The organism is Streptomyces sp. NPDC102441 (assembly GCF_044765585.1).
Lineage (GTDB): Bacteria > Actinomycetota > Actinomycetes > Streptomycetales > Streptomycetaceae > Streptomyces.
In genome coordinates, this window is the sequence record NZ_JBIWKH010000002.1 from 522547 (window position 1) to 538961 (window position 16415).

The window sequence follows — 16415 nt, forward strand, 5'->3', positions numbered from 1 at the left end:
AGGGGGGAACCGAGCTGACGGCGCGACAGATCTCAGGGGCCGTCAGGCAGCAGTCGCTGGAACAGTCCCCAGGTGAACTCGGCGACGCGGGGCCGGCCGCCGGGCGTGGCCGGGTCGGTGAAGGCCAGCGCCCAGCGGGTCGGCGCGCTGCCCTCCATGGGGCGTGCCGGGGCGAACGCCCTGGCCACCTCGTCCACGGTGCACGACCACGGGCTCAGGTCGGCGGCCGTACGCAGCCCGGGGCCCGCCGCACCGGGGGCGCGGACCAGCCATTCGTTCCACACGGCTCCGCCGGGGCCCGCCATCACCTCGAACCGCAGGTCCGGCCAGAGCGGCAGGGGCCACAGCAGCGCGTCGCACTCCAGATCGCCGACCGTGCGGCGTACGGAGGACTCGGGCTCGCCCAGGACCGAGCGGTAGCGGCGCAGCGTGCCCCGGCCGCGCGGGGCGCGCAGCATCGCCTGCCAGCGGCGGTTCGCCTCCCGCATCTCGGCGAGGGAGGCACTCAGCTCAAGACGTGCGTCCTCGACGAGGTCCGGCTGGTGGTCGGCCATCCGGCGCAGCAGGACGAGCTGGAACTGGAGCGGCCCGAACGGGGCGGGAGCGGTCATGGGACCCATCCTGCCGTTTAGCGAACGTATCGGGCGGCGCACCCCGGAGTCCTGGATTCCACACAGGATCCTCACCTGTGCGGCTTCCTGTGTCGTTCCGTGCACGTCTAGTCTGCGGGCGCCATGGATTACTGCCACCCGTGCCAACGGCACCTCAACGGGGCGCTGGCGTGCGCCGGTTGCGGGACCCCAGCCGACGCGCTGGTCCCCTATGCCGTCATGGGCCCCTCCGGTGACACGGAGCCCGTCGGCGAGACCCTGGAGGCGTCCGGGGCCGCCGGACACCGCCGCCGAGCCCGGGGTGACGCCCGCCGCCGCCGCAGGGGGCACCGGCGGCGTGGCCGCGTACTGCTGCTGACGGCGGCGGGCGTGGTGCTGGCGCTGGGGGCGCTGAGCCTCGCCGAGCTGGCCATGGAGCCCGGGGGTGACAGCGGCGCCTCCGAGTACGTGAGCGAGGCCCCGTCCTCCGCGACCGGTCCCGTCCCGTCCGCGTCGTCGAGCACGGAGCCCGACGATCCGGGCCCGGTGGACGCGCCCACCGTGGTGCCGGTCACCGGCTCCCACTCCGCGCCGGCCACGGACGATCCCGCCCGCACCACGGCGCCCCAGGTTCCCCCGTCGCCCTCCGCCCCGGTGGAAGCCCCGACCTCCGCCTCCCCGCCGGCAGACCCGGACGGGACCGACGAGCCGGCAGAGCCCTCCGGCTCCGGGGAGCCGACCGCGGACCCGACGACGCCCGAACCCCCGGACGACCCCACGCCCACCCCGTCGCCGACGGAGACCTGCATATGGTGGATCTTCTGCCCCTGACGCGGGACAGCCCCTAAGCGGCGTCCTCGCCGAGCATCCGGCGCAGCAGGTCGCGCAGCACGGTCCGCTCCGCCTCCGACAGCTCGGCGAGCGGCTCCCGGGCGAAGTCCAGCGCGTCCCGCAGCTGCCTGGCAGTCCGGACGCCCTCCTCGGTCGGGGCAGCGAGCTTCACCCGCCGGTCGGACGGGTCCGGGCGGCGCTCCACCAGGCCGCGGAGCTCCAGCCGGTCGACTATTCCGGTGATGTTGGACGGTTCGCACTTCAGTTTGCGGGCAACCTTGCGCATGGCCATGGGCTCCAGCGAGAGCAGCCCGAGCACCCTGGCCTGCGCTCCGGTCAGCGCGTGGGTGGCGGCGGCCCGCTCGTACTCCTCGTGGTAGCGCGCCACGACGCCGCCGATGAGCTGGATGACGTCGAGGGTGAGCGGATCCGTGCGCGAGGTGGCCATGACACCCAGCGTACCGAATTACTTGACAAGGTGAAATATCGCGACGCATGGTTGTTTCATGTCCTGAAGCTTTTCGGCTTCCACCCCCACACGACACCGAGGAGAACCGAGCCCATGTCCGCACTTCCCACGTCCAGCCGCGAATGGCACCTCGTCGCCCGCCCGCAGGGCTGGCCCGAGGCCTCGGATTTCGCGCTGCGCGAGGCGCCGGTGGCCGCTCCCGGTGAGGGCCGCGTCCTCGTCCGCAACCTCCACTTCTCGGTCGACCCCTACATGCGCGGCCGGATGAACGACGTGAAGTCGTACACCCCGCCCTTCAAGCTCGACCACCCCATGGACGGCGGCGCGGTCGGCGAGATCGTCGCTTCGAACGCCGAGGGCTTCGCCGTGGGCGACCACGTCCTGCACGGCCTCGGCTGGCGCGAGTACGCCGACGTCCCCGCCAAGCACGCGGTCAAGGTCGACGGCTCGGTCGCCCCGCTCTCCGCCTACCTCGGTGTGCTCGGCATGCCCGGGCTCACGGCCTACGCCGGCCTCTTCGAGGTCGCCTCCTTCAAGGAGGGCGACGCCGTCTTCGTCTCCGGCGCGGCCGGTGCGGTCGGCAGCCAGGTCGGCCAGATGGCGAAGATCAAGGGCGCCTCCCGGGTCATCGGCTCGGCCGGCTCCGACGAGAAGGTCAAGCTCCTCGTCGAGGAGTACGGCTTCGACGCGGCCTTCAACTACAAGAACGGCCCGGTCAGGGACCAGCTCCGCGAGGCGGCCCCGGACGGCATCGACGTCTACTTCGACAACGTCGGCGGTGAGCACCTGGAGGCCGCGATCTCCTCGTTCAACCTCCACGGCCGCGCCACGATCTGCGGAATGATCTCCCAGTACAACGCGACGGAGCCCACCCCGGCCCCGCGCAACCTCGCGCTCGTCATCGGCAAGCGGCTCCGCCTGCAGGGCATCCTGGTCGGCGATCACGCCGCACTCCAGCCGCGGTTCGTCCAGGACGTGGCCGGCTGGCTGGCCTCGGGCGAGCTCAAGTACCGCGAGACGAAGGTCGAGGGCATCGAGAACGGCTACGACGCCTTCGTCGGCCTGCTGCGCGGCGAGAACACCGGCAAGATGATCGTCTCGCTGGACGCCTGACGCTCCCTGCCGGTGGTGGGCCCCTTGCCACGGGCCCACCACCGGCGTCCCGGGCCGCGCGTCACCGCCCTTCGCGGTCCGAGGGAGGCCACACGTACGGCAGATCCTCCGCCACGCCGGGAAACAGCGGGCTGTAGTACGCCGGGTCCTTGCGTACGAGCGCGGAGCGATGGCTCCGGTGGAACGCCTCGTCACCCAGCCACGGGGGCAGTTCGCCCACCGCCGCGAGCTCCGCGGCGGACCGTACGGAGGTGCGTCCGAGTGCGGCGGCGAGGTCCTTGCGCAGGGTCGCCGCACAGGTGTCGGCCCTGCCCTCCGCGGTCCACGCGGCGCACATGTCCAGGCCGTAGCGGACGAGCGCCTCCTCGTACCCGGTCCACATGCGGACGGCGGGGTGGTGCCGCCAGCCGTAACCGGGGACGGTGAGGCCTCGTAGCACCTGGATCGCCTCGACCCGCTGCTTGCCCAGCCGTCGGGGGTCCAGCGTGCGGGCACTCCGGGAGAAGTCGGCGTACGGCAGGAAAGTCTGCATGAACCATGCCTACCGCGTCCGCGCCCGGGTGTCGGCCGACGTCACCCGCTAGGGTCGGGACAGGCCGTCGCGATCGTGGGCGCGAGTCGCGGCGCATCACCAGGAGGATCACCCGTATGACCATTCAGAGCATCGAAGCGGCCTACACCGCCGTCGCCACCGCCGAGAACGGCCGTGACGGCCGCGTCTCCACCGACGACGGCAAGCTCGACGTCGTCGTCAACCCGCCGAAGGAGATGGGCGGCAGCGGTGCGGGTACCAACCCCGAGCAGCTCTTCGCGGCCGGCTACAGCGCCTGCTTCCAGGGCGCGCTCGGCGTGGTCGCCCGCCAGGAGAAGGCCGACATCTCCGGTTCGACGGTGACCGCCTCGGTCTCCATCGGCAAGACCGAGGCCGGCGGCTTCGGCCTGGAGGTCGCGATCAGCGCCTCCATCCCGAACGTCGACACGGCCACCGCCCAGGCGCTCATCGAGAAGGCGCACCAGGTGTGCCCGTACTCGAACGCCACCCGGGGCAACATCAAGGTCGAGCTCTCCGTCGTCTGAGCCCGAACCCGACCGCACACGTCCGAGGGCCGCATCCCGTCGCAGGGATGCGGCCCTCGGGCGTGTGCGACCGCGCGTATCGCGCACCAGGTCGTAAAAGCGTGCAGGGGCATTGACGGCTGCGGAGGTTGAACTCTACGGTCCCGTTCGAGGTTACGAGCAGCATTCGAAATACCGAACGAGTAAGGAAGCCATGACCCGCACCGCGCGCTTCACCCTCGACCCGGCCTTCACCGTCGGCGACGTGCACCCCCGGCTCTTCGGCTCCTTCGTGGAGCACCTCGGCCGCTGCGTCCACGACGGCATATTCGAGCCCGGCCACCCGTCGGCGGACGAGGCCGGACTGCGCACCGACGTCCTGGATCTCGTCCGCGAACTCGGTGTCACCGCCATCCGCTACCCCGGTGGCAACTTCGTCTCCGGCTACCGCTGGGAGGACAGCGTCGGCCCCGCCGACGAGCGCCCCCGCCGTCTCGACCTCGCCTGGCGCTCCACCGAGACGAATCGTTTCGGCCTCTCCGAGTACATCGACTTCCTCAGGAAGATCGGCCCCCAGGCCGAACCGATGCTCGCGGTCAACCTCGGCACCCGGGGCGTGCAGGAGGCCATCCAGCTCCAGGAGTACGCCAACCACCCGTCCGGCACGGAACTCTCCGACCGCCGCGTCTCCCACGGCGACAAGGACCCCTTCGGCATCAAGCTGTGGTGTCTGGGCAACGAGATGGACGGCCCGTGGCAGACCGGCCACAAGACGGCCGAGGAGTACGGGCGGCTCGCCGCCGAGACGGCGCGCGCGATGCGGCAGATCGACCCGTCCGTCCAGCTCGTCGCCTGCGGGTCCTCCAGCCGCGCCATGCCGACCTTCGCCGCGTGGGAGGCGACGGTCCTGGCGGAGACCTATGACCTCGTCGACTACGTCTCGCTGCACGCCTACTACGAGGAGACCGACGGGGACCGTGACTCCTTTCTCGCCTCGGCCGTGGACATGGAGTCCTTCATCGACAGCGTCGTCGCGACCTGCGACCACGTGGGGGCGCGCCTCAAGTCCACGAAGAAGATCAACCTCTCCTTCGACGAGTGGAACGTCTGGTACCAGAAGCGCTTCCAGCAGGAGACGGAGGAGAACCCCCTCGACTGGCCCGAGGCGCCGCGGCTGCTGGAGGACAACTACAGCGTCACCGACGCGGTCGTCTTCGGGAGCCTGCTCATCGCGCTGCTGAGGCACGCGGACCGGGTGACCGTCGCCTGTCTCGCCCAGCTGGTCAACGTCATCGCCCCGATCATGACCGAGCCCGGCGGGCCGGCCTGGCGGCAGACCACCTTCTTCCCCTTCGCCCAGGCCGCGCGGTACGGACGGGGCCAGGTCCTGGACGTACGGGTGGACTCGCCCACGTACGGGACGGCGAAGTACGGCGAGACGGACCTGCTGCACGCCACCGCCGTACGTGACCCGGAGACGGGCGCCGTCACGGTCTTCGCCGTCAACCGCAGCCAGGACACCGCACTGCCGCTCGAAGTCGCCCTGGCGGGACTGGACCTGACCGAGGTCGCCGAGCACCAGGTCGTCGCGGACGCCGACCCGGAGGCCACCAACACCCTCGCCGAGCCCGAGCGGGTCGTCCCGCACGCCGCCGAGGGCACCGAGCTGACCGGGGGCACGCTCAAGGCCGTGCTGGAGCCGCTGTCCTGGAACATGATCCGGCTGGTGTGACAACGGCGTACGGCGCCCTCCCCGGCCGGGGAGGGCGCCGTACGCCGCAGTTGTTCAGCGCGCCGAGACGGTGCGTCTGCTGGTTCAGGTCACGAACAACTCCTGTCGTCGGAGGAGGTGTTACGAGCCGACCTTGCGCTTGTTCCAGACGTCGAAGCCGACGGCGGCCAGCAGCACCGCACCCTTGATGACCTGCTGCCAGTCGGTGCCGACGCCGACGAGGTTCATACCGTTGTTCAGCACGCCCAGGACCAGACCACCGATGATCGCGCCGAGGACCGTGCCGACGCCGCCGCTCATCGACGCGCCGCCGATGAACGAGGCCGCGATGGCCTCGAGCTCGAAGTTGAGGCCGGCCTTGGGCGAGGCCGCGTTGAAGCGGGCGGCGAAGACCAGACCTGCCAGGGCCGCGAGCATGCCCATGTTCAGGAAGACCAGGAAGGTGACCTTCTTGTCCTTCACGCCCGACAGCTTCGCCGCGGGCAGGTTGCCGCCGATGGCGTAGATGTGGCGGCCGATGATCGCGTTGCGCATCAGATAGCCGAACCCGACGACCAGCGCACCGAGGATGAGCAGCACGACCGGGGCGCCCTTGTAGCTGGCGAGCAGCAGCGTGACGACGAGCACGGCCGAGACCAGGGCGACCAGCTTCAGCAGGAACAGCTTGACCGGCGGCACGTCCAGCGCGAACTCCTGCTGCCGCCTGCGGTCGCGGACCTCCTGGAGCACCACGAAGGCGATCAGGGCGAAGCCCAGCAGCAGGGTGAGGTTGTGGTAGTTCGTGTTGGGGCCGACCTCCGGCAGGAAGCCGTTGGCCACCTTCTGCAGGCCCTTCGGGAAGGGACCGAGGGTCTGGCCCTGCAGGACGATCTCCGTCAGACCGCGGAAGAGCAGCATGCCCGCGAGGGTCACGATGAACGACGGTATGCCGAGGTAGGCGATGAAGAACCCCTGCAGGGAGCCCGCGACGGCGCCGATGGCCAGGCACAGCACCACCGCGAGCGGCCAGGAGAGATCGTGTTCGACCATCAGTACGGCGGACATCGCGCCGATGAACGCGGTCAGCGAGCCGACCGAGAGGTCGATGTGGCCCGCGATGATGACGAGCATCATGCCGATCGCGAGGATCAGGATGTAGCTGTTCTGCAGCACCAGGTTGGAGACGTTGCGCGGCAGCAGCAGGTCGCCGCCCGACCACACCGCGAACAGCACCACGATCAGGCCGAGAGCCATCAGCATGCCGTACTGGCGCATGTTGCGGCGCATGCCGCCGAGCATCAGCTGCAGCAGGCCCTCGCCGGAGGCAGATCCTTTGCCGGACGGCGCGGGGGCCGGGGGCTTGGCAGTCGTGTCCGTGCTCATCGGGTTACCTCTTTGTCCTTCGTCATCTGACGCATCAGCGCTTCCTGCGAGGCCTCGGCCCGCGAGAACTCACCCGTCAGCCGTCCCGCTGCCATCGTGTAGATGCGGTCGCACATGCCGAGCAGCTCCGGCAGTTCGGAGGAAATGAAGACGACCGCCTTGCCCTCGGCGGCCAGCCGGTCGATGACCGTGTAGATCTCGTACTTGGCGCCCACGTCGATTCCGCGCGTGGGCTCGTCCAGGATCAGCACCTCGGGACCCGCGAAGATCCACTTGCTGAGGACGACCTTCTGCTGGTTGCCGCCGGACAGCTTGCCCACCGGCTCGAAGACGGTCGGCGCCTTGATGTTCATGGACTTGCGGAAGCCCTCGGCGACCTGTCGTTCCCCGTGCTCACTGACCACACCCCGCTTGGCGACCTTGCCCAGCGCGGTCAGCGAGATGTTCCGGTTGATGGTGTCGATGAGGTTGAGGCCGTAGTGCTTGCGGTCCTCGGTGGCGTACGCGATGCCGTGCCTGACCGCCTCCGGGACGGTCTTCGTACGGATCTCGGTACCGTCCCTGAGCACGGTGCCGCCCGCGTACCGGCCGTAGGAGCGGCCGAAGACGCTCATCGCCAGCTCGGTGCGGCCGGCGCCCATGAGCCCGGCGATGCCGACGATCTCGCCGCGCCGTACCTCGATCGAGACGTCGTCGACGACCTTGCGCTGCTGGTCGATGGGGTGGTGCACGGTCCAGTTGCGGATCTCCAGAGCGGGAGCCGAGCCCTCCTCCGGGTGGTGCGGGGTCCGCTCGGGGAAGCGGTTCTCCAGGTCGCGGCCGACCATCCCGCTGATGATCCGGTCCTCGGTCGTCTCCGCCGCCCTCACGTCGAGCGTCTCGATGGAGCGCCCGTCGCGGATGATCGTGACCGAGTCCGCGACTCGGCGGATCTCGTTCAGCTTGTGCGAGATGATGATCGAGGTCATGCCCTGTTCCTTCAACGAGAGGATCAGGCCGAGAAGTTTGCCGCTGTCCTCGTCGTTGAGCGCCGCCGTCGGCTCGTCGAGGATGAGCAGCTTCACCTTCTTCGAGAGCGCCTTGGCGATCTCCACCAGCTGCTGCTTGCCCACGCCGATGTCGGCCACGCGGGTCTCGGGGTGCTCGTCGAGACCGACCCGGCGCAGCAGTTCGCCCGCGTGCCTGAGGGTGTCGCTCCAGTTGATCAGTCCGCGCTTGGCGTGCTCGTTGCCGAGGAAGATGTTCTCCGCGATGGAGAGGTACGGCACCAGCGCCAGCTCCTGGTGGATGATCACGATGCCGTGCTCTTCGCTCGCCCGGATGTCCTTGAACCGGCAGCCCTCACCCTCGAAGAGGATGTCCCCTTCGTAGCTGCCGTGCGGATGGACGCCGGAGAGCACCTTCATCAGGGTCGACTTGCCGGCGCCGTTCTCGCCGCAGATGGCGTGGACCTCGCCCTGACGGACGGTCAGTGTGACGTCCGAAAGCGCTTTGACACCGGGAAAGGTCTTGACGATCGAGCGCATTTCCAGGACGGGTCCCGCCATGGTCTTGCCTTCCAATCCTTGAGGGTGCCCGGTTACTTGAGGTCGTTCTCGGTGTAGTAGCCGTCGTCTATGAGCGCCTCTTTGTAGTTGGTCTTGTCGACGCTGACCGGTTGCAGCAGGAAGGCGGGGACGACCTTGACACCGTTGTCGTAGGACTTGGTGTCGTTGAGCTCGGGCTTCTTGTCGTTCAGGGCGGCGTCGACCATGTTCGAGGCGACCTTGGCGAGCTTGCGCAGGTCCTTGTAGACGGTCTGGGTCTGCTCACCCGCAATGATCGACTTCACGGACGCGAGCTCCGCGTCCTGACCCGTGACCACCGGAATCGGCTTGGTCTTGGAGCCGTAGCCGTCCGACTTCAGGGCGGAGAGGATGCCGATGGAGATGCCGTCGTACGGCGAGAGCACGGCGTCCACCCGGTCGCTGCGGTAGGTGGACGTCAGCAGGTCGTCCATGCGGCGCTGCGCGGCGCCGCCGTCCCAGCGCAGGGTGGTGACCTGGTTGAGCGCGGTCTGCTTGGACTTGACGACCACCTGGCGCTTGTCCACGTACGGCTTCAGGACGTTCATCGCGCCCTTGAAGAAGTACTGGGTGTTGTTGTCGTCGTTGGAGCCGGCGAACAGCTCGATGTTGAAGGGGCCCTTCTTGCCCTCCTTCAGACCGAGCTTGTCGACGATGTACGAGCCCTGCAGCTCGCCGACCTTCTCGTTGTCGAACGAGGCGTAGTAGTCGACGTTCTCCGTGCCGAGGATCAGCCGGTCGTAGGAGATCACCGGGATGTCGGCGTCCTTGGCCTGCTGCAGCACGTTGTTGAGGGACTTGTTGTCGATCGCGGCGACGATCAGGGCGTCCACGCCCTGCGTGATCATGTTCTCGATCTGCGAGACCTGCTGGTCCGGGTCGTCCTCGCCGTAGACCAGCTTGGTCTTGTAGCCCTTGCCCTTGAGCTCCTTCACGACGTTGGCGCCGTCGGAGATCCAGCGCTCGGAGGACTTGGTCGGCATCGCGATGCCGATGGTGGCGCCGGCGGCGCCGTCCTTCTTCTCCTCACCGCCGCCCTCGCTGCTCTGGCCGCAGGCGGTCAGGGTGAGAGCGAGGGAGGCGGCGGAGGCTATGGCGGCAAGTGCCGTTCTGCGGTTGCGCATAGTCATCATCCTTGATGTGGGTCAGGGCTCGGTCCGGTGGCGCCGGCATGTCCAGAAGCTGAGGGCGGAATGACCGAGAACAGATGTGTGGGATTGTGCGCGGCTCTGTCTTCTTTTGGGGAGAGTGTTTCCGGAACGTTATGACGAGATTCCGAACCGGTTGAGCCGGCCCGGGAGTCGGCTGCCGAGCGCGGCCATGTCCCCGTCCGCCCCGTGCCGCGCGAGCAGGTCCAGCGCGAGCCGGCCGCGCCGCACCCGCTCCTTGGCTGTCGACAGCGCGAGCTCCCGCAGATGCTGGCCGTACGGATAGATCCCGGGCGCCTTGGAGAGGCCGAACTTCAGGTACAGGGGTGCGCCGCGCCGGATCAGTTCGGCGACCTCGTACATCCGTACATAGCCGCCCAGGTCGTCCGGGGCCTCGATGTAGAGGTCCATCGGGGCCCGGGAGACCCGGCGGATCTCGGTGAACTGGGCGAGCGTCAGATCGGACGGGATGTTGATCGAGTCGGCACCGAGCTGCTCGAACACGGCGTACGAGGCCGGGTTCACGGGCCCGATGAGCGCCGACACCTTGAAGGTGGTGTCCGAGGGCAGGGCGCCCTGCTCACGCAGCCGGTGCAGGGTCCACAGCACACCCTCGTCGGCCACGAGGAGGCACGTCACCCCCAGTTCGGCGGCGCGCAGGGCGTCCTCCACGCAGCCGGCCAGGGCGTCGTGGCCCCGGGAGCGCAGCCCGGCGCCGCCGGAGTCAGTACGGACGGACGCGCCGGTGTCCCAGGTGCCGCGCGGGCCCGTGAACAGGCAGAGCTCGATGTCCCGTTCGGCACAGCTGTCCACCATCTCGGTGATCTCGGCGTCGGTCAGCATCCAGATGCCGCTGCCCTGGCTGATGCGGTGGACCGGGACGTCGAGCCTCGCGGACTCCTTGAGTACGACGCCGAGGGCCTCCGGACCTTCCACGGACGGCACCTCGGTGCGCCAGCTCCCGCCGTCGGGGAAGGAGTGCGGGGAGGCGTCGGCCGGGGACAGGGGTGCCGGGCCGAGGCCGAGCGCGGTGAGCGCCGCGTCACCGGGGCGACGGGCGCCGGCGGCACCGGGGGAAGAGACAGGGGCGTCGTTCACGACTGGTCCTTCACGTTCGGTATTTCGGACGAAGTTCGGGTCATTGGGAGTACGCCGGCACGGAGGCGGTCAGGACGCCGCCGTGCCGGCGTACGTGTCAGGGCGGGCCCGTCACGGCCGCAGCAGCACCTTCCCGGTCTCCGGGTCCCCGGATCCCACCAGTGCGACGGCCTCGGCGAACCGCTCCAGGGGGAACTCATGGGTGATCAGGGGCGCCGGATCGAGCAGCCCGGCCGTGAACGCCCGCACCGCGTAGGACCAGGCCGCCGACGGCGCCCCGAAGACGCTGCGCACGGTGAGCTGGCTCAGCGACAGGTGCACCGGGTCGATGCCCACGGCGCCCGGGGTGAACATCCCGGTCAGCACCACCCGCCCGCCGCGGCGCGCCAGCAGGCACGCGTCGGCCGCGGTGGACGGCGCTCCGGCCGTCTCCACGACCAGGTCGTAGCGGCCCCGCACCTCCTCGGCCTCCTTGGGGGCCCGGGCCTCGCTCGCCCCGAAGTCCAGGGCCTGGGCGGCCCGTCCCGCTCTCGGGTCGATCACGGTGAGCTCCGCGGGCGACACCGCCGCCAGCAGCTGCACCGCGAGCAGGCCGAGCGTGCCGGCCCCCAGCACGGCGACGCGCTCACCCGGCTCCGGTGCCCCTGCCCGTACCGCCGCCGCGATCACCGCGGCCGGCTCCAGCAGGGCCGCGGCCCGTAGGTCCGCGTCGTCGGCCAGCGGGTGCAGCAGCCGCGCCGGGACCACCACATGGTCGGCGAACGCGCCGGGCCGGGTGAACCCCGTCTCGTCGTATCCCGCCGTGCACAGGGAGGTCTCCCCGCACCGGCACCGCTCGCAGCGCCCGCACGCCCGGAAGCCCTCGGCGACCGTACGCCGGCCGGTCAGTGCGGGATCGACGCCCTCGCCCACCGCGTCGACGGTCCCCGACCACTCATGGCCGGGCACCACGGGATAGCGCACGTAGGCCGGGTCCCGGTGGCCGTCGTACACCTCGCGGTCGCTCATGCAGATCCCGGCCGCGGCGACCCGCACCCTGACCTCACCGGGGCCCGGCTCGGGGAGCGGTCCTTCGGTGAGCATGTGGCTGCCGGGCCGCTCGACGGTCAACGAGCGGGAGAGGGCCGTCACTTGGGCTGCCTCTTCTCCCAGCCGTCCGCCCACAGGTCGAACCGTGCCTGCTGCTGCGGGAATTCGGCCGCCGCGTCCACGTCCAGCTCCACGCCGAGCCCGGGCGCGTCGGAGAGTTCGAAGCAGCCGGTGGCCGGGTCGACCGTCGGGGCGCCCTTGACGACCTTCTTGATATCGGCGTCCGCGAAGTCGTTGAAGTGCTCAAGGATCTTGAAGTTGGGCGTGCAGCCGGCCACCTGGAGGCTCGCCGCGGTCAGCACCGAACCGCCCACGTTGTGCGGGGCGATCAGCGTGTAGTGGGTCTCCGCGGTCGCCGCGAGCTTCCGGGTCTCCAGGATGCCGCCGATGTGGCCGACGTCCGGCTGGATGATGTCGACGGCCCCCGACTCGAAGAGTTCGCGGAACTCGATCCGGTCGTGGATGCGTTCACCGGTCGCGATCGGCATGTCGACCTTCTCCGCGACCTTGCTCAGCGCCTTGAGGTTCTCCGGCGGCACCGGCTCCTCCAGCCAGGCCGGAGTGAACGGCGCCATCTCGCGGGCGATCCGCACCGCCGTCGACGGGCTGAACCGCCCGTGCATCTCCAGCATCAGCTCGGTGTCGGGCCCGATGGCGTCCCGCACGGCCTCGATCAGGGACACGGCGTAACGGGTCTCCTCCTGGCCGAGCTCGAAGTGCCCCGTGCCGAAGGGGTCGATCTTCAGCGCCCGGTAGCCGCGCTCGACGACTCCCTGTGCCGCCTTGTGGTACGCCTCCGGGGTGCGCTCGGTGGTGTACCAGCCGTTGGCGTACGCCTTGACCCGGTCGGTGACCTTCCCGCCGAGCAGCTGCCAGACGGGGACGCCGAGCGCCTTGCCCTTGATGTCCCAGCAGGCCATCTCGATGACCGCGATGCCGGACATCACGATCTCGCCGGCGCGCCCGTAGTCGCCGTACTTCATCCGGCGGACGAGGTCCTCGATCGCGAACGGGTCGGAGCCGTTGATGTGGTTGGCCGAGGCCTCACGCAGATAGCCCAGCAGTGCGTCGGTGCGGCCCAGCATCCGGGTCTCGCCGACCCCGGTGAGACCCTCGTCGGTGTGAACCTGGACGTAGGTGAGGTTGCGCCACGGCGTGCCGACGACATGCGTACTGATTCCGGTGATGCGCACGAGGGATGCCTCTCAACGTGTTCGGTATTTCGTCACTCGTTCGAAATGCTGGCGTGACGGTAATGACGGGCCAGGGCAAGTGTCAATGGTTTGCGTAAGACCGACCAGCACACGAGGGGTGGGAGAAGGAGCGGGGTTGGGTGCGTGCAGCTGCAAGGCGGAGGATTGAGGCAACGCGGAGCGATTGGGGTCTCCCCTGGTCGAGCGAAGCCGAGACCTTGGGGAAGATTGACGACAACGCCGCAGATGTGCGTGCCCAGCCCCGCGACGCCGCCCCTCGTGTGCTGGTCGGTCTGGGTACGCTGATGCCATGAGTGATCTCGGGGCGGGATTCGGGTACTTGATCAAGGGCCAGCGCTGGGTCTTCGGACACGGCCGGTGGTTCGGCTTCGGCCTGCTGCCCGCGCTGGTCACCCTGGTCATCTACGCGGGCGCTCTGGTCGGACTGGGCTACGGCGCCGACGACTTCGTCGCCTGGGCCACACCGTTCGCCGACGACTGGTCCTCGCCCTGGCTGGGGCTCCTGCGCAACACCCTGGTCGTCCTGGTCTTCGTGTTCGGGACGTTCCTCGCGGTCATCACCTTCACCGCGGTGACCCTGCTGGTGGGCCAGCCGTTCTACGAGTCGCTCTCCGAGGAGGTCGACCGCGGCGAGGGCGGCGAGGTGCCCGAGTCGGGCCTGTCGCTCTGGCGCGAGCTGTGGATCTCCGCCCGCGACTCCGTCCGCATCCTGCTGCGCGTCGCGCTCTACGGGGTTCTGCTCTTCGCCCTCGGGTTCATCCCCGTCGTCGGACAGACCGTGATCCCCGTCATCGGCTTCTGCGTCTCCGGCTACTTCCTGTCCGAGGAGCTCACCGCCGTCGCACTCCAGCGCCGTGGCATGGTCCTGAAGGACCGCCTGGCGCTGCTGCGGGGCCGCCGCATGATGGTCCTGGGCTTCGGGGTCCCGCTCGTGCTCGCCTTCCTCGTCCCGTTCGTCGCCGTGCTCCTGATGCCGGGCGCGGTCGCGGGGGCCACGCTGCTGGCCCGCGAGCTCACGGCGCCGCCCGCCGCCGCCCCGGAGCCCTCGTCGCCGTACACCCTGCACAAGGACTGACGAAGCCCCCGGACCGGGAGGGTCCGGGGGCTTGCCGCCCGTCAGGCGCCGTGGACCTCCAGCGCTGTCCTGACCGCTGACTCCAGGGCGCCCTCGATCCAGGCCGGCTTGACGGACGTGTGGCAGCCGGCGAAGTGCAGCGGCCCCTCCGGCGTCCGTACGTCCGGGAACAGCTCGGTGTGCTGGCCGGGCAGGAGCACCGACGCCTCGCCGTACGCATACGGGTCACGCATCCAGGACTGGGTGCGGCCGACGCCCGTGTAGAAGACCTCGACGCGCTGCCCGTACACGTCCTGGACGCCGCCCAGGGTGTGCGGATAGCGCTCGTCGTCGTCCAGCGAGTCCCACTTCAGGGCGTCGTCGGCCCAGCTGTACGAGGCCAGCAGGACCCCGCCCTCGCTCCCCTCGACCCGGTGCGAGGGCTGATACATGAACCGGTTGGCGTTGTCGGTCACCGAGCCGCCGCCGATGACGTGCGCCGCCTCGGGCTGGTCACGTGCGGTGGCCCGGCAGGCCGCGTAGTGCACCCGCTGGTTGGGCGGGATGTGGCCGCGCGGCACTGAGGGGTGCGCGCCCAGCAGCGAGCCGTCGGCCGGTGCCTTGCCCGTCCGGTACTCCTCGTACAGCCCCGGCCGTACGGCCCCCAGCTCACGCTTCCAGTCCGCCTCGTCGAACTCCCACCAGCGGCGGCTGAATTCGAGGAGCACCTTGGTCGCCGCGTCGTAGTGGACCTCGGTGATCGCGCGCCGCTTGCCGTACGAGAGCGCGGGCGTCACCGGAATGTGCCGCAGCCCGGAGAAGGGCACCGTGACGATGGCCTTGTCGCCGGTGAAGGTCTCCCGGACGACGGGTCCGCCCCGCCCCTCGGAGACCGTCTCCACGCTCACCCCGTCCTTGCCGTGGGTGATCCGGGTGGCCCGGCGGTCCAGATGCACCAGCGCCTTCACCTGCGCGTACATCGCGTCGGCCAGGGTCGCCGTGCCGTCGGGCAGCTCGAAGAAGGAGGTCGCGGGGCTGATCAGCGAAGCCCCGATGAAGCTGTGCAGGAAGGCGAGATGGAGCCGCGAGGTCATGTTCTCGACGGTGCCGATGAGGTCGACGGTGCGTTCGTCGAGCTTGGCCACCTCGGTCATGTACCGGTACATCGACCAGTGACCGTACCGCTGGAGAACGTTCGCCCAGCCCTCGACCAGGGCCGTCCCCTCCTTGCCCTCGATCTCCTCGCGCACAGGGGCGAAGGCGTCCCGCACGATCTGCGAGGCGGGTGTGTTCTCGTAGGCCGCGGGGACACCGAAGGACCGGTTGACCGCCTGCGGCTTCGCGGCGTAGTCGGCGCGGCGGACACGGACACCGTTGACGTGGATCCAGGTGCGGTTGGCGGGCCGGCCGTCGGCGTCCACGTCGGTCAGGTGGAAGCGCCGGGTCTTCAGCCCGAGATGGGCCATCAGTCCGGTGACCAGCGGGTGGCTGTCCGGGATGCGCATGGCGCCGGCCTCGGCGTACTGCTTCGGATCGGCGAAGGGCGGTTCCGACTGCTCGTGGCCGCCGGCCCTGAAGGTCTTGATACGGCCGCCGACGCGGTTGCCGTTCGCCTCGATCACGGTGACGGTGTGACCGGCCTCGTGGAGCAGCCGAGCCGCGGTGAGTCCGGCCGGCCCCGCGCCGACGACCAGCACCTTGCTGCGGGCGGCACGGGTACGGGGCAGGCCCCTGCCCAGCAGGACCTCGCGGTAGGCGGGCACCAGGTCCCGGTTGTTCTCGTCGCGTACGAGGATGGCGCGGGCGACGGTGAGGCAGGCCTCCCGGTCGGATCCGGGCGCGGCCCCCGGCGCGGCGGCGACGGTCAGGGGCGCGGCGGCCGACGTTGCGGCGGCTCCGGTCACGGCGAGGGCCGCGGCGCCGGCCGTGGCCCCCGCGAGCACGGCACGGCGGGAGGTGCGGACGGGGGACGATTCATCGGGTGAGCTCATGGCGATCACCCTGGTGCGCCGCACCCGTCAACTGCCCCACGGACGCGCCGGATCCGCCCCGAATCACCCGCTGGTGATCTTGGTCTTCGCGTGTTGACACAGG

15 protein-coding genes are annotated in these 16415 nt (G+C 69.9%); 5 read left to right on the plus strand and 10 right to left on the minus strand.

Features of this window, described 5'->3' with window-relative positions:
* Positions 1–32: 32 nt before the first annotated feature.
* Complete coding sequence (locus ACIREO_RS05870) at positions 33–611, minus strand: hypothetical protein (protein ID WP_404105549.1); 579 nt, start codon at positions 609–611, stop codon at positions 33–35.
* 219 nt (positions 612–830) lie between these two features.
* Between ACIREO_RS05870 and ACIREO_RS05875 the strand changes: the two genes are divergently transcribed.
* Positions 831–1421, plus strand: a complete 591-nt coding sequence (locus ACIREO_RS05875) for a hypothetical protein (RefSeq protein ID WP_404105552.1) — start codon at positions 831–833, stop codon at positions 1419–1421.
* Positions 1422–1434: 13 nt separating this feature from the next.
* Here ACIREO_RS05875 and ACIREO_RS05880 read toward each other — a convergent pair whose 3' ends face one another.
* Positions 1435–1869 carry a MarR family winged helix-turn-helix transcriptional regulator gene (locus tag ACIREO_RS05880; protein ID WP_404105555.1) on the minus strand — a complete coding sequence of 145 codons (435 nt, stop codon included), beginning with the start codon at positions 1867–1869 and terminating at the stop codon, positions 1435–1437.
* Between the two features lie 114 nt (positions 1870–1983).
* Here ACIREO_RS05880 and ACIREO_RS05885 point away from each other — a divergent pair, with 114 nt between their 5' ends.
* Positions 1984–3003 carry an NADP-dependent oxidoreductase gene (locus ACIREO_RS05885; RefSeq protein ID WP_404105558.1) on the plus strand — a complete coding sequence of 340 codons (1020 nt, stop codon included), beginning with the start codon at positions 1984–1986 and terminating at the stop codon, positions 3001–3003.
* Between the two features lie 61 nt (positions 3004–3064).
* Here the strand turns inward: ACIREO_RS05885 and ACIREO_RS05890 are convergent, their stop codons facing one another.
* Positions 3065–3535, minus strand: a complete 471-nt coding sequence (locus tag ACIREO_RS05890) for an MSMEG_6728 family protein (protein WP_404105561.1) — start codon at positions 3533–3535, stop codon at positions 3065–3067.
* Between the two features lie 116 nt (positions 3536–3651).
* Here ACIREO_RS05890 and ACIREO_RS05895 point away from each other — a divergent pair, with 116 nt between their 5' ends.
* Together ACIREO_RS05895 and ACIREO_RS05900 are read left to right on the plus strand one after the other, a co-directional pair.
* A complete protein-coding gene (locus ACIREO_RS05895; RefSeq protein WP_404105564.1) occupies positions 3652–4080 on the plus strand; it encodes an organic hydroperoxide resistance protein in 429 nt (142 codons plus the stop codon).
* Between the two features lie 193 nt (positions 4081–4273).
* On the plus strand, positions 4274–5791 hold the full coding sequence (locus ACIREO_RS05900; RefSeq protein WP_404105567.1) for an alpha-N-arabinofuranosidase: 1518 nt from the start codon (positions 4274–4276) through the stop codon (positions 5789–5791).
* Between the two features lie 120 nt (positions 5792–5911).
* Here the strand turns inward: ACIREO_RS05900 and mmsB are convergent, their stop codons facing one another.
* From mmsB to ACIREO_RS05930, 6 genes are all read right to left on the minus strand, one after another.
* Positions 5912–7153 (minus strand): multiple monosaccharide ABC transporter permease, encoded by a 1242-nt coding sequence (gene mmsB / locus ACIREO_RS05905; protein WP_404105570.1) that lies wholly within the window; start codon positions 7151–7153, stop codon positions 5912–5914.
* A complete protein-coding gene (gene mmsA / locus ACIREO_RS05910) occupies positions 7150–8700 on the minus strand; it encodes a multiple monosaccharide ABC transporter ATP-binding protein (protein WP_404105760.1) in 1551 nt (516 codons plus the stop codon). Before mmsA ends, mmsB begins: the two co-directional genes overlap by 4 nt.
* A gap of 32 nt (positions 8701–8732) precedes the next feature.
* Positions 8733–9842 (minus strand): multiple monosaccharide ABC transporter substrate-binding protein, encoded by a 1110-nt coding sequence (chvE, locus tag ACIREO_RS05915; RefSeq protein WP_404105573.1) that lies wholly within the window; start codon positions 9840–9842, stop codon positions 8733–8735.
* A gap of 138 nt (positions 9843–9980) precedes the next feature.
* Positions 9981–10964, minus strand: coding sequence for a hypothetical protein (locus ACIREO_RS05920; RefSeq protein ID WP_404105576.1), 984 nt, complete (start codon positions 10962–10964; stop codon positions 9981–9983).
* Positions 10965–11075: 111 nt separating this feature from the next.
* Positions 11076–12095, minus strand: a complete 1020-nt coding sequence (locus ACIREO_RS05925) for a zinc-binding dehydrogenase (RefSeq protein ID WP_404105579.1) — start codon at positions 12093–12095, stop codon at positions 11076–11078.
* Positions 12092–13246, minus strand: a complete 1155-nt coding sequence (locus ACIREO_RS05930; protein WP_404105582.1) for a mandelate racemase/muconate lactonizing enzyme family protein — start codon at positions 13244–13246, stop codon at positions 12092–12094. The genes ACIREO_RS05925 and ACIREO_RS05930 overlap by 4 nt, the downstream gene beginning before the upstream one ends.
* Positions 13247–13556: 310 nt before the next feature.
* On the opposite strand from ACIREO_RS05930, the gene ACIREO_RS05935 reads away from it, so the two are divergent.
* Positions 13557–14342 carry an EI24 domain-containing protein gene (locus tag ACIREO_RS05935; RefSeq protein ID WP_404105585.1) on the plus strand — a complete coding sequence of 262 codons (786 nt, stop codon included), beginning with the start codon at positions 13557–13559 and terminating at the stop codon, positions 14340–14342.
* 41 nt (positions 14343–14383) lie between these two features.
* Here the strand turns inward: ACIREO_RS05935 and ACIREO_RS05940 are convergent, their stop codons facing one another.
* The gene (locus tag ACIREO_RS05940) at positions 14384–16312 is read right to left on the minus strand and encodes a flavin monoamine oxidase family protein (protein WP_404105588.1); all 1929 of its coding nucleotides are present in this window, start codon (positions 16310–16312) and stop codon (positions 14384–14386) included.
* Positions 16313–16415: the final 103 nt, after the last annotated feature.